The sequence below is a fragment of the Aliiroseovarius sp. S2029 genome (assembly GCF_023195575.1).
Taxonomy (GTDB): Bacteria; Pseudomonadota; Alphaproteobacteria; order Rhodobacterales; family Rhodobacteraceae; genus Aliiroseovarius; species Aliiroseovarius zhejiangensis.
The window spans coordinates 114,812-127,707 of sequence record NZ_JALPQE010000006.1 but is presented as its reverse complement, the minus strand read 5'-3'; the positions used below and the strand labels follow the sequence as shown (position 1 = coordinate 127,707).

The 12,896-nt window shown below is 61.8% G+C and carries 11 protein-coding genes; 7 read left to right on the top strand and 4 right to left on the bottom strand.

The genetic code is table 11. The features are described 5' to 3' along the window. Positions 1-10: 10 nt before the first annotated feature. Positions 11-985 (top strand): helix-turn-helix domain-containing protein, encoded by a 975-nt coding sequence (locus MUY21_RS13425; protein WP_248410856.1) that lies wholly within the window; start codon positions 11-13, stop codon positions 983-985. Here MUY21_RS13425 and MUY21_RS13420 read toward each other — a convergent pair. Genes MUY21_RS13420 through MUY21_RS13405 form a run of 4 tightly spaced genes read right to left on the bottom strand, consistent with a single transcriptional unit; the run spans position 960 to position 5,038 of the window. After that, a complete protein-coding gene (locus MUY21_RS13420; RefSeq protein WP_248410855.1) occupies positions 960-1,616 on the bottom strand; it encodes an NnrU family protein in 657 nt (218 codons plus the stop codon). The two genes, MUY21_RS13425 and MUY21_RS13420, sit on opposite strands and share 26 nt — an antisense overlap. A 39-nt stretch (positions 1,617-1,655) precedes the next feature. Further along, positions 1,656-2,615 (bottom strand): ROK family protein, encoded by a 960-nt coding sequence (locus MUY21_RS13415; protein WP_248410854.1) that lies wholly within the window; start codon positions 2,613-2,615, stop codon positions 1,656-1,658. Beyond that, positions 2,612-3,943 carry a GH1 family beta-glucosidase gene (locus MUY21_RS13410; protein ID WP_248410853.1) on the bottom strand — a complete coding sequence of 444 codons (1,332 nt, stop codon included), beginning with the start codon at positions 3,941-3,943 and terminating at the stop codon, positions 2,612-2,614. Before MUY21_RS13410 ends, MUY21_RS13415 begins: the two co-directional genes overlap by 4 nt. Before the next feature lie 33 nt (positions 3,944-3,976). Beyond that, entirely contained in the window at positions 3,977-5,038 is a 1,062-nt protein-coding gene (locus MUY21_RS13405; protein WP_282569062.1) for a substrate-binding domain-containing protein, read from the bottom strand. 284 nt (positions 5,039-5,322) lie between these two features. Here MUY21_RS13405 and MUY21_RS13400 point away from each other — a divergent pair, with 284 nt between their 5' ends. The 6 genes from MUY21_RS13400 to prfB all read left to right on the top strand — a co-directional run bounded on the left by MUY21_RS13400 (position 5,323) and on the right by prfB (position 12,877). Further along, the gene (locus MUY21_RS13400) at positions 5,323-6,675 is read left to right on the top strand and encodes an ABC transporter substrate-binding protein (RefSeq protein ID WP_248410851.1); all 1,353 of its coding nucleotides are present in this window, start codon (positions 5,323-5,325) and stop codon (positions 6,673-6,675) included. Positions 6,676-6,758: 83 nt separating this feature from the next. Then, a complete protein-coding gene (locus tag MUY21_RS13395; RefSeq protein WP_248410850.1) occupies positions 6,759-7,754 on the top strand; it encodes a sugar ABC transporter permease in 996 nt (331 codons plus the stop codon). Further along, positions 7,751-8,887: a carbohydrate ABC transporter permease gene (locus MUY21_RS13390; RefSeq protein WP_248410907.1), complete on the top strand. Its 1,137-nt coding sequence runs from the start codon at positions 7,751-7,753 to the stop codon at positions 8,885-8,887. Before MUY21_RS13395 ends, MUY21_RS13390 begins: the two co-directional genes overlap by 4 nt. A gap of 3 nt (positions 8,888-8,890) precedes the next feature. Beyond that, a complete protein-coding gene (locus tag MUY21_RS13385; protein WP_248410849.1) occupies positions 8,891-10,549 on the top strand; it encodes an alpha-amylase family glycosyl hydrolase in 1,659 nt (552 codons plus the stop codon). Beyond that, on the top strand, positions 10,550-11,659 hold the full coding sequence (ugpC, locus tag MUY21_RS13380; protein WP_248410848.1) for a sn-glycerol-3-phosphate ABC transporter ATP-binding protein UgpC: 1,110 nt from the start codon (positions 10,550-10,552) through the stop codon (positions 11,657-11,659). It abuts the gene before it with no gap. A gap of 90 nt (positions 11,660-11,749) precedes the next feature. Beyond that, the gene (gene prfB, locus MUY21_RS13375; RefSeq protein ID WP_248410847.1) at positions 11,750-12,877 is read left to right on the top strand and encodes a peptide chain release factor 2; all 1,128 of its coding nucleotides are present in this window, start codon (positions 11,750-11,752) and stop codon (positions 12,875-12,877) included. Positions 12,878-12,896 lie beyond the last annotated feature (19 nt).

Below are 12,896 nucleotides of genomic sequence, written 5' to 3'. Positions count from 1 at the left end.
AATCAAAATTATGCAGATTTGGTCGAAATCCACCCAGAAACCACGCCGTATCGGTTTTTTGCTGTTCGATCGCTTCTCGAATCTGGCGCTTGCCAACCTGTTGGAACCGTTGCGGGCGGCCAACATGCTGCTGGGTCGGCAGGCCTATGAATGGCAGATCGGTGCGCCGGAGAACGGTGTGGTGCACAGCTCCAGCGGCTTGCCGGTGATGCCGACGGTGCGGCTGTCGGATCTGGGGCCGGGGGATATTCTGTTTGCTGTGGCGAGCTATGATTATCAGGCCCATGCCACGCCGGGCAATGCCAAGACCCTGCGCGTGCTGGCCGGGCGGTTTCAAACCATGGCCGGGGTTGATACAGGGGGCTGGCTTTTGGCGGCGGCGGGGCTGCTGGACGGCGGGCGGACCACCATCCACTATGACCTGCTGGACGCGTTTGCCGAACGGTTCCCGACAATCGAGGTTGAACGCGCCCGCTGGGTGAAGGACCGCCACCGGATCACATGCAGCGGCGGGATGGCGGCCTATGAGCTGGCCTGTGACCTGATCAAGGACGATCACGGCGCGGCGCTTTTGTTGGAAATCACGCAGCTGTTCATGTCCGACAGCATGACCACGCCCCATGCCCTGACCCGGGTGCGCGGCGACCGCCGGGTCGAGGTCTGCCTGCGCGAGATGGAGGCGCATATCGAAACGCCCCTGACCATCCCGGATCTGGCCCGTCGCTCGGGCTGCCGGTTGCGCGATCTGGAACAGCGGTTCGCGCGTCACTTCGGGGCCACGCCCCGGCAGGTCTATCGCCGGTTGCGGCTGAATGCGGCGAAACGGATGCTGGCCGAAGGCGGCACCTCGATTGCCGAGGTGGCGCTGCGCGCAGGCTATGGCGATGCGAGCGCCTTCGCCCGCGCCTTTCGCGCCGAGTTTGGCCTGACCCCGCGCGACGCCGCGCGCGATGCCCCGGTTACAACAGCGGCTCGACGCCGATGACCGGGCCGTGCAGCCACAGCAGAAGGGCATAGAACGCCACCGCAATGCCGACGCGGATCAGGCCGTTAGGGGTCACGGCAATCTCGCGCCGCGTATCGGCCAGCCGTGACCATTCATCCGGGCCCAGGATGCGCTTCTTGCGCCGGTCGATGATCCACATTCCCAGAAGGGCAAAACCTGCAAACACCACGAACAGGATCACGTGGGCCAAGTTGCCATTGGGAACCATGTGCCCAAAGGCCCAGAGAAACAGCGCGACCAACAGGGGATGGCGCATCCAGCCGATCAGGCCGGGGTGGTCGGGGTCGAACCGGTCGTTCTGCGCGCCCCCGAAAGACAGCGGATTGGGGCGGCCAAGCGCCAGTGCCGCGATCACGCAGACAAGAAACATCACGGTCAGCGTCACGTGGTTTTGCCACGGTTCCCAGTGCCATAGCGTCACATCAGGCGCGCGCCCGGCGGCCACGATCACCAGCGCGAGCACAGCAATTGACAGCGCCGAATAGGCCAGCGTAAAGCCGCGCGGCCCCAGAACCCCGACCAGCTGCGATTTCACCGCTGGGCGGACGGGAATGGAATGGGTCAGGAAAAACACGAGAAACGCCAGGAAATACGCGCCCCATCCGGTCATGGTGGCCTCCGATTGATGCTGTTTGCCGAGGGTCTTCTATTACTGATTGTCCGTGCGTGCCAGAAAATGTGCGCAGCCGGACAGTGCGGCATAATCGTCCTCGACCAGACGGACGGAAAAGGCGTTCAGAAATTCGCCAAACCGCCCTTTATCAGTCATTGCCGCGTCAAACCCGCAGCGGTCAAACCACGGGGCCACCGCGCGGGACATGCCGCCGATCAGATAGATGCCGCCAAAGGGCAGAAGCGTCAGCGCCAGATCACCGGTTACATTGCCCAAGGCGGTGACGAAGGCCCCGATGGCGCGCAAGGCCGCGGGGTCGCCCGCATCGGCCTGCGCGAACACTTCGGCAGTGGTGGCGGTTTTGCCATCGCCCGCCCGGTCCGAGGCCCAGGCATAGCACCGCTCCATCCCGCGCCCGGACAGGACGTCTTCGACCCCGACATGGCCCAGCCTGGCCTCGAGAAATTGCGACAGGTCCCACTGGTCTGCCCCCCGCGCGGCGAAGGTCAGGTGCCCGGCCTCGGACGGGGGCACGAACCGGCCCTTGGCGGTTTGAAACACCGGGGCGCAGTTGAACCCGGTGCCCACGCCAATCACCAGCATGGCGGCGTTGGGGTTCTCGTCCGCGCCTTGTTTCAACGTCACCAGATTGTTCGGGTCGATATGCCCCAGCGCATGGCCCTGTGCCTGCAGATCATTCATCACCGCGCCACGATCCGCCCCCGCGACACGCGCCAGCCGGTCCTTGTCGATGTCCCAGTTCAGGTTGGTCAGACGCCCCGCGCCGTCCTTGACAGGCCCGGCAATGGCCACCGCCGCCCGTTTACAGACCGGGTTGCCCTGACCCTCAAGGTAGGCCGACAGCAATTGCGGCAATCCGTCATGATCGGCGTTGCGGTGCTTGACGATGCTGTCGGTCAACAGGTCTTTGCCGCGGGCAAGGGCGACACGGGTATTGGTGCCACCCACATCGGCGACAAGCGAAAGGGAAGTCATGGGCGCGTCAAGGCCTTTCTGAGTGCATGATAGGACGCCTTTGGCGTGCGTGTCAGGGTCTTGAAATCGACATGGACCAGCCCGAAGCGCGGCGCATAGCCCAGGGCCCATTCATAATTGTCCAGAAGCGACCAGGTAAAGTAGCCTCTTACCGGGACGCCGTCTGCGATGGCGTCTTGCACCACATGCATGTGATCGGCCAGATAGGCGATGCGGTCGGGGTCCCGGGTCGGGTCGCCTTGGCGTTCGACCAGCCCGGCCATCCCGTTTTCGGTGACATAGATGGGCAGGGATCCGGTGTATTCCGGCACCATCTTAAGGAAATGGGCCAGCCCGTCCGGATAGATTTCCCACCCCATGGCTGTCTTGGGCAGGGGGCCGTCATGCTCGCGCGTTGCGGGCCAGGGGGCTGAGGGGTCATCCACCGGGCCATAGATCTTGCGGGTGTAGTAGTTCACGCCAATCCAGTCGATGGGCGCAGTGATGATGGCGAAATCATCCTGCCAGCCGGGGGGAAGATGCGGTTCGATTCCCTCCAGCACCTCGGTCGGATAGCTGCCTTTCGTGATGCCCGACAGGAAAAACCGGTTATAGATCGCGTCTTGCACCTGTGCGGCGCGCTGCGCGCCCGCGCTGTTGTCGACGGGGGCGGCAAATTCCATGTTGCAGACCGCGCCCAGGTTCGCCATGCCCAGCCCGCGCATCACCTCGGTCGCGCGGCCATGGGCCAGAAGAACATGGTGCATGGCGCGGGCGGTGGCGCGGATGTCGCGCAGGCCGGGGGCGTGGTGGCCTTCGAAATGGCTGAGCCATGATACGCACCAAGGTTCGTTGATGGGCGCGGCAGACCAGACCCGATCTCCGATGCGCGACATGATAATTTCGGTGAAATCGGCAAACCAACTTGCAATATCGCGATTACGCCAGCCGCCCAGATCAGACAGCGGCGAGGGCAGTTCCCAGTGATACAGCGTCGCGGCGGGTTTGATGCCGCGTTCCAGCATCCCGTCAATCAGCCGGTCATAGAAATCCAGCCCCGCCGGGTTGGGGGTGCCGCGCCCCTCGGGCAGCACCCGCGCCCACGAGGTCGAGAAGCGGTAAACGTCGAACCCGGCGCCCTTTACAAGATCCAGATCCTCGGCCCACAGGTCCAGATGTCCGCAAGCCACGGCCCCGTTTTCTGCCCCGGCGACATTGCCGGGTGTGGCGGCGAAATCATCCCAATGGGTGCGCCCGGCACCGCCCTTGGCATGGCCTTCGATCTGATAGGCCGAGGTGGCGGTGCCAAACAGGAAGTCGCTTGGAAAATCAGTGCGATGTGGCAGCATCTTCATGTCTTTCTGGGATATGTTGTCCTTTGGTCAGCCGGTTTCCATCCGAAGCGGCGCGGCCGGGCCGGTCGACCGCCCCAGGGTCAGGTCGGCCTCAAGCAGGATATCGCGGGGGGTGTCCTGCCCCTCGATGATGTCGACCAGCATGCGCGCCGCCTTGCGTCCGGCCTCGCGCACCGAAGACCGCGTGGCGGTATAGACAGGAATATCGGCCCCGTTCCGGAAATAGCTGAGTTCATCATCATGGGTGATCAGCGACACGTCGCGCCCCATGCGCAACCCCATCTCCTCGATCCCGCGCCGCACACCAATGGCGGTGATCATCGAACTGACCAGAATGGCGGTTGGCGGGTGCGGCTGAGCCAGAAGCCCGCGGGTGATATCATGCCCCTGTGCCTCGGTCATTTCGCCTGCAAACATCAGGTCTGCGTCAGGGGCGATGCCGCGCGCGGTCAGCGCCGCCTCGTATCCCGCGCGGCGGCGGATGGCGAAATCCATATGTTCCAGCCCGTTAACCAGCGCGATGCGCCGATGCCCCAGATCCAGCAAAAACTCGGTGGCCCGCTGAAAGGCGCGTGTGTTGTTCACGTCCACCCAGGCATAGGGGGCGTCCATGTCCGAGCTGCGCCCATGTACAACGAAGGGCAGGCCAAGCGCATTCAGAAGAGGGATGCGCGGATCGGTCAGGGTGGGGGCGTGCAGGATGATGCCATCCACGTTTCGCTTGGTCAGAAAACTGCGATAGGCGGCTTCTTCGTCGGCATCAGGGACGACGGATAGCAGCATGTCATAGCCGTTGCGGGAATAAACCTCGCCCGCGCCCGCGATGAAGTCACCGAAAACCGGGTTCACCATTTCGTGCTTGGCGCTGATCGGGATCACGTGACCGATCGCCATGGCACGCCCGGTGGCCAGAGACCTTGCCCGCGTGTTGGGCGCATAACCATGTTCGCGCGCCGCGGCGGCGACCCGTTTGCGCGTGGCTTCCGATACTTCGGGATAGCCGTTCAGCGCGCGGCTGACGGTGGTCGGGGACAGGCCCAGAAGATCGGAGAGCTCTTTCAGGGTCATGGGTCGGGCGCGACGCTCCAAAGCGGTTTGAATACCCGTCAGGTTAGCCAGCCAAGGGGCAGCGGTCAAAGAAAGATTGATGAATTGGCTTCAAAACTAGGATTGCTCCCCGATTTCTCGTTTGCGCTAACAGTAATGTTGACAGGTTGGGGGGTTCTGCGCAACCTTGGGGTATTCAAAGCGGTTTGGAAAGATTGCGAATCTGCTTTCCGTCCGGTTTGGTGAATTCACCAGGCGCAGCAGGCGCCGGGGCCGCGGGGCGGTCTCAGAAACCTGGCAGGTCCGTCGGACCATTGGGAGGACAAATGAAACACGTATTCTACGCAAGCGCGGCGGCGTTGGCGCTGTCGACAGGCATGGCGCAGGCTGACCAGCATCTGAAATTCGCACCCGGTGAAGGGGCGTTCAGTTGGGACAGTTTCGAAGCCCTGAAATCCATGGATCTTTCGGGTGAAGAAATCTCGATCCTTGGCCCTTGGCTGGGGCCGGACAAGGAACTGATTGAAAGCGTCGTTCACTATTTCGAAGAGGCCACCGGCGCGGATGTGGAATATTCCGGTTCGGACAGTTTCGAACAGCAGATCGTGATTGATGCCGAGGCGGGCAGCCCGCCCAATATCGCGATCTTCCCACAGCCCGGTCTGGCGGCGGATTTGGCCTCGAAAGGCCTGTTGGCGCCGCTGCCCGCAGAAACCGCCGACTGGATCCGCGACAATTATGCCGCCGGGCAAAGCTGGGTCGATCTGGGCACCTATGCGGGGGCCGACGGGAATGAGGCGTTGTACGGCTTCTTCTACAAGGTCGATGTGAAGTCTTTGGTTTGGTATGTGCCCGAAAACTTCGAGGACGCAGGCTATGACGTGCCGCAGACGATGGAAGAACTGAAGGCGCTGACCGATCAGATCGTTGCCGATGGCGAAACGCCCTGGTGCATCGGGCTGGGGTCAGGCGGCGCCACGGGCTGGCCCGCGACCGACTGGGTCGAGGATATGATGCTGCGCATCAACACGCCCGAAGACTATGACGCGTGGGTGACGAACGAACTGCCCTTCGATGACCCCAAGGTGATCGCCGCGATCGAGGAATTTGGCGCCTTTGCCCGCAATGACGATTACGTGTCGGGCGGGGCGGGTGCGGTTGCAACGACCGATTTCCGCGACAGCCCGCAGGGCCTCTTTGCCTCGCCGCCGCAGTGTTACATGCACCGTCAAGCCAGCTTCATCCCGACCTTCTTCCCGGAAGGGACCGAGGTGGGCGTGGATGCCGATTTCTTCTATTTCCCGGCCTATGCGGAAAAAGATCTGGGCAAGCCCGTTCTGGGCGCGGGCACCGTCTGGGCGATCACCAGCGATTCCAAGGGCGCGCAGGCCTTCATGGAGTTTCTGAAATCCCCCATCGCGCATGAAGTATGGATGGCGCAAAAGGGCTTCCTGACCCCGCATACCGGCGTCAACACCGAGGTCTATACCGACCCGACCGTGGCCAAGATGAATGACATCCTGCTGAACGCCGACACATTCCGGTTTGATGGGTCTGACCTGATGCCGGGGGCCATTGGCGCCGGTGTGTTCTGGACGGGTATGGTGGATTACGCCGGTGGCAAGGACGCAGCCGAGGTGGCCGCGTCGATCCAGTCCACCTGGGAGTCGATCAAGTAACCATTCAAACGCATGTCCCCGGCGCCTGAACCGGTGCCGGGGATCATCAGGTTTCGCACCGCCGGGCGGTGACAGGGGGGACTATGGACCAGTTGCTTTTCGCGGTTTCAACCATCATCGTGGGCGTCTTCGGTTGCGTCGCCTATTTCTATTTCTCGAACATTCTGCTGGACCGGATCTTTCCCTCCAAGGGGCCGAACGCAGGCGCAAACATCAACAAGGCCAACGCCATCCGGCCCTGGTTGTTCGTGTTGCCCGCCCTGCTGGTGCTGGCGCTGTATCTTGTCTATCCGGTGTTTTCGACGTTCTTTCTGTCGATGCGGGATACGCGGGGGGATTTCGTCGGCGTGGACAATTATGTCTGGCTGGCCGGCGACGACAAGTTTCGTGAAAGCCTTGGGAACAACCTTTTGTGGCTGGTGATCGTGCCGGCGGCCTCGACGTTCTTCGGGCTGGTTGCGGCCGGGCTCACAGACCGGATCAAGTGGGGGTCAATCGCGCAAAGCCTGATCTTCATGCCGATGGCGATCAGCTTCGTCGGCGCCTCGGTCATCTGGAAATTCATCTATGACTATCGCGGAGACAATCAAGGCGAACAGATCGGCCTTTTGAATGCGATTGTCGAAGGGCTGGGCGGCACCGCGCAAACCTGGATCACCATGCCGTTCTGGAACAACATTTTCCTGATGATCATCCTGATCTGGATTCAGACGGGATTTGCCATGGTGATCCTGTCCGCCGCCCTGAAGGGGATCAGCGAAGAAACCATCGAAGCAGCCTATCTGGACGGGGCCTCGCCCTTGCAGATCTTCTTCAAGATCAAGATCCCGCAGATCTGGGGCACCATCGCGGTGGTCTGGACCACGATCACCGTCACCGTGTTGAAAGTGTTCGACATCGTGTTTGCCATGACCAACGGCCAATGGGGTACGCAGGTTCTGGCCAACCTCATGTATGACTGGATGTTCCGTGGCTCGCCCGATTTCGGGCGCGGGTCGGCGATTGTCATGGTGATCATGCTGCTGGTGACGCCGGTGATGATCTGGAACATCTCGAACGCACATAAGGAGAACCGCTGATGGAAATGGCTGGTACCAAATCCCGCCTGACATGGGCGGTCAACCTGGCCGTCGGGTTTCTGGTCCTTTTGTGGATCATTCCCACCTTCGGCCTTCTGGTCAGTTCGTTTCGCGACCGTGACGCGATTTCGACCTCGGGCTGGTGGACGGCGCTGTCGGCGTCAGAGCAAAACGTCATCGTGCGGGCGGATGCGCCCGACACGGTCAAGCCGGACGGCGCGGTCTGGGTTCTGACCGGCAATGTTTTCGAAAGTGGCAGCGGCAATGTCACCGCATTCGGCATCACATCACGCGAACCGGAAGCCTTCGCCCCCGGTGACGTTGCGACCCATGCCCGCGGCCATCAGATCACCGTCGAAGCCAATGGAGACTACCGTATCACCTATCCCGAAGAGCCGTCCGGCAATCGCGGACAGCGCCTGTTCGTGCGTGCGGAAAGTCCGCCCAGCTTCACCCTGGACAATTACCGCGAGGTGATGTTTGCCGAAGGCATGGGCAAGGCGCTGTTGAACACGCTGACAGTGACCATTCCCGCGACCATCATCCCCATCTTGGTCGCTGCCTTCGCCGCTTACGCGCTGGCGTGGATGGAAATGCCGGGCCGGGCGCTGTTGATTGCCGCGATCGTGGGGCTTCTGGTGGTGCCGCTACAGGTCGCGTTCATCCCGCTTCTGAAACTTCACAACAATATCGGGATCGGCAAGGGATATCTGGGCATCTGGCTGGCCCATACCGGGTTCGGCTTGCCGCTTGCGGTGTTTCTGCTTCGAAACTACATGGCCGGGTTGCCGGGTGAGATCATTGAAAGCGCGCGCGTCGACGGCGCGTCGGATTTCGCGATCTTCCGCAAGATCATCCTGCCGCTCAGCTTCCCGGCGCTGGCGTCCTTTGCGATCTTCCAGTTCCTGTGGGTCTGGAACGACCTTCTGGTAGCCAAGGTGTTCCTGGGCACCGGCGAGGATCAGGTCGTGATGACCGGGCGCATTGTCGATCTGCTGGGGTCACGCGGGGGGGATTGGGAAATCCTGGCGGCCTCGGCCTTTGTGTCGATCGCGGTGCCGATCGCGGTCTTTTTCTCACTGCAACGCTATCTTGTGCGCGGTCTGTTGGCCGGCTCGGTCAAAGGGGGCTGAGACATGAATGCAAACGTCGCGAAATGCGATCTGGTCCATCTTGAAAAATCGCCCGATTGGTGGCGCGGTGCGGTGATCTATCAGATCTATCCGCGCAGCTTTCAGGACGACAGCGGCGATGGCATTGGCGATCTGAAGGGCATCACGCGCCGCTTGCCTTACATCGCGTCGTTGGGGGTGGATGCAATCTGGATTTCGCCCTTCTTCACCTCGCCGATGAAGGATTTCGGATATGACGTGTCCGACTATTGTGATGTGGACCCGATGTTCGGCACGCTCGCGGATCTCGAGACCCTGGTGCAAACGGCTCATGGGCTGGGTTTGAAAGTGATGATCGACCTGGTGCTGAGCCACAGTTCGGATCAGCACCCATGGTTTGCCGAAAGCCGCGCGGATCGCGATAACGACAAGGCGAACTGGTATGTCTGGGCGGATGCCAGGCCGGACGGCACCCCGCCCAACAACTGGCTGTCGATCTTCGGCGGCCCGGCCTGGACGTGGGACACGCGGCGCTGCCAGTATTACCTGCACAATTTCCTTGTGTCGCAACCGGACCTGAATTTCCACGAACCGGCGGTGCAACAGGCGTTGCTGGATGTCGCCCGGTTCTGGCTGGAACGTGGCGTGGATGGGTTCCGGCTGGACACGATCAACTTCTATACGCACGACGCCCAGTTGCGCGACAACCCGCCCTTGCCGCCCGAACGCCGCAACAGCTCGATTGCGCCAGCGGTGAACCCTTACAATCATCAGGAACATATCTACGATAAAAACCGCCCGGAAACGCTGGAGTTCCTGCGCAAGCTGCGCGCCGTGATGGACCCCTATGGCGCCGCCGCCGTTGGCGAGGTGGGCGATGCCCAACGCGGGCTGGAGATCATGGGCGAATACACCGCGGGCGACGACCTTGTTCAGATGTGTTATGCGTTCGAGCTGTTGTCGGGCGACCGGCCGGATGCCACAAGCATCGCCGCTTTGATGGATCGGGTGGCAGAGGTGGCGCGGGACGGCTGGGCCTGCTGGGCCTATTCCAATCACGATGTGGTGCGCCACGCGACGCGCTGGAACCTGACGGAAGAAGCGCAAAAACTCTTTGCAACGCTTCTGATGTGCCTGCGTGGGTCGGCGTGTCTGTATCAGGGCGAGGAACTGGGTCTGACCGAGGCCGAACTGTCCTTTGACGACCTGCAAGACCCCTATGGGATCGAGTTCTGGCCCGAATTCAAGGGCCGCGATGGCTGCCGCACCCCGATGGTGTGGGAGGCGTCGAACAGTCAGGGCGGTTTCACCACGTCGGTCAGACCATGGCTTCCGGTCGCGTCGGACCATCTGCGCCGCGCGGTGGCCGTTGCAGACGAAGCACCCGGATCGCTTCTACATCACTATCGCCGTGCGATTGCGCTCAGGCGGGCGCATCCCGCGCTGGCAAAGGGCGCAATGGAGGCGATGCGCGTGGAAGGCACGGCGCTGAGCTTCCTGCGACGGGCAGGGGATCAGGTGCTTTGGTGTGCCTTCAACCTTGGCGATGCGGATCAGACCGTGACCCCGCCCGAAGGCACATGGGCGGCGGTGGAAGGAATGCAGACTACGCTGACGGCGCGCGCGCCCGTGATGCTGGGTGCCTGGCAGTCACTGGTGATGAAACCCGAGGGAGACAAGTAAATGGCCAATCTGACACTGACCAATGTCGTCAAGACCTATGGCAAGGTGAATGTCCTTCGCGACATCAACCTGGACATCACGACCGGAGAGTTGATCGTGTTCGTCGGCCCCTCGGGCTGCGGCAAGTCCACCCTGCTGCGGATGATTGCCGGGCTAGAGAAGATCACCGATGGCACGCTGCAAATCGACGGCGAGGTGGTCAACGATGTGCCCCCCAGCCAGCGCGGCATTGCGATGGTGTTCCAGTCCTATGCGCTGTATCCGCATATGACCGTGCGCGACAACATGGCTTTTGCGCTGAACATCGCCAAGAAGCCGAAGGCCGAGATCGACGCGGCGGTCGACCGCGCGGCAAAGGCGCTGCAACTGGACCCGTATCTGCACCGCCTTCCCAAGGCGCTGTCCGGCGGGCAGCGGCAGCGGGTTGCCATCGGGCGGGCCATTGTGCGCGATCCGAAGGTCTATTTGTTTGACGAACCGCTCTCGAACCTCGACGCCGCTTTGCGGGTCGCGACGCGGATCGAGATTTCGCAACTGAAAGAGGCGATGCCCGAAAGCACGATGATCTATGTGACCCATGATCAGGTCGAGGCGATGACGCTGGCCGACCGGATCGTGGTGCTGGCCAACAAAGGCATCGCGCAGGTGGGCAGCCCGCTGGAGCTTTACGAACGTCCCCGCACTGAATTTGTTGCCCAGTTCATCGGATCGCCCGCCATGAACCTTCTGCCCGGTAAGATCACCGCCACCGGCCCGCAGACCGAGGTGACGCTGGATGCGGGCGGCGTGGGCCGGGCGGATATTGCCACCACCGAATCCGACATGGGCAAACAGGTCAATCTGGGTGTCCGGCCAGAAGATCTGGTGCAGACCGATGGCGATGCGATTTTCACCGGCAAGGTTGAAATCGTCGAAGCCTTGGGCGAGGTTACGCTTTTGTATCTGCCCTCGAAAATGTCAGTGGGCGAGGGCGCGGACAGCGCCAACCAGACCCACCTGCTTGCGAAATTGCCGGGGATTCACGAGCAGTTGAAAGGTCAGACCGTGGGCCTGACGGCAGACCCCTCGAAGCTGCAGATCTTCCATGACGGGGTGACGATGCGCGGTTGAGTTTTGCACCCGCGGCCTGCGCGCGCATCTTGCCCATCCGCGCCCCTGTTGATATTGCGGGGGACAGGTTTTCGGACAAGGGACGCACCCATGCGGGCAGAGGCTCAGAACAACGTAGAGGCCATCGAAAAATCCCTGGCGCTGTTGCGTCAGCGGATCGGTTGGGACACGGCCGAACATCGGTTGGAGGAATTCAACGCGATGACCGAAGACCCGGATCTGTGGAACGACCCCGACCGCGCGCAGAAGCTGATGCGCGAACGGCAGGCGCTTTTGGATTCCGTCAACAGTTACAAGGCCATGGCGCAGGATCTTCAGGACAATATCGACCTGATCGAACTGGGCGAAATGGAAGAGGACACCGAGGTCGTTGCGGATGCCGAAGCCGCTCTGGCCAAGCTGGTCGAAAAAGCCGCCGCCGCCGAGTTGGAGGCGCTTTTGGACGGCGAAGCCGACAGCAATGACACGTTTCTGGAAATCAACGCGGGTGCCGGTGGTACGGAAAGCTGCGACTGGGCGTCGATGCTGGCGCGGATGTATGTCCGTTGGGCCGAAAAGCACGGCTATAAGGTCGAGCTGCAATCTGAAAGCGCAGGGGACGAAGCGGGGATCAAATCCGCCGCCTACAAGATTTCCGGGCACAATGCCTATGGCTGGCTGAAATCGGAAAGCGGCGTGCACCGGCTGGTGCGCATCTCGCCCTATGATTCAGCGGCCAAGCGGCACACGTCGTTCAGCTCGGTCTGGGTCTATCCGGTGGTGGACGACAATATCGAGATTGAAGTGAACCCGTCCGACATTCGCATCGACACATACCGGTCATCCGGTGCGGGCGGGCAACACGTGAACACCACCGATTCTGCGGTGCGGATCACTCACATCCCAACGGGAATCGTGACCACCAGCTCGGTGAAATCGCAGCACCAGAACCGCGATATCGCCATGAAGGCCCTGAAGTCACGGCTATACCAGATGGAGCTGGATAAGCGAAACGAAGCCATCAACGCCGCCCATGAAAACAAGGGTGATGCGGGCTGGGGCAACCAGATCCGGTCCTACGTGCTGCAACCTTACCAGATGGTGAAAGACCTGCGGACGGGGCACGAAACCTCGGACACTAAAGGTGTGCTGGACGGCGATCTGGATGCGTTCATGGCCGCCGTTCTGGCGCAGGACGTGGCCGGGAAATCGCGGGCCGAGGCGAATTTGGACGACTGATCGCAGGCACCCCTGTCCG

What these genes read in the sequence shown, in the direction of transcription:
- ugpC (WP_248410848.1), top strand. Translation starts at nt 10,550, where the DNA reads ATGGCCAATCTGACACTGACCAATGTCGTCAAGACCTATGGCAAGGTG.
- MUY21_RS13395 (WP_248410850.1), top strand. Translation starts at nt 6,759, where the DNA reads ATGGACCAGTTGCTTTTCGCGGTTTCAACCATCATCGTGGGCGTCTTC.
- MUY21_RS13400 (WP_248410851.1), top strand. Translation starts at nt 5,323, where the DNA reads ATGAAACACGTATTCTACGCAAGCGCGGCGGCGTTGGCGCTGTCGACA.
- prfB (WP_248410847.1), top strand. Translation starts at nt 11,750, where the DNA reads ATGCGGGCAGAGGCTCAGAACAACGTAGAGGCCATCGAAAAATCCCTG.
- MUY21_RS13410 (WP_248410853.1), bottom strand. Translation starts at nt 3,943, where the DNA reads ATGCTGCCACATCGCACTGATTTTCCAAGCGACTTCCTGTTTGGCACC.
- MUY21_RS13385 (WP_248410849.1), top strand. Translation starts at nt 8,891, where the DNA reads ATGAATGCAAACGTCGCGAAATGCGATCTGGTCCATCTTGAAAAATCG.
- MUY21_RS13415 (WP_248410854.1), bottom strand. Translation starts at nt 2,615, where the DNA reads ATGACTTCCCTTTCGCTTGTCGCCGATGTGGGTGGCACCAATACCCGT.
- MUY21_RS13425 (WP_248410856.1), top strand. Translation starts at nt 11, where the DNA reads ATGCAGATTTGGTCGAAATCCACCCAGAAACCACGCCGTATCGGTTTT.
- MUY21_RS13420 (WP_248410855.1), bottom strand. Translation starts at nt 1,616, where the DNA reads ATGACCGGATGGGGCGCGTATTTCCTGGCGTTTCTCGTGTTTTTCCTG.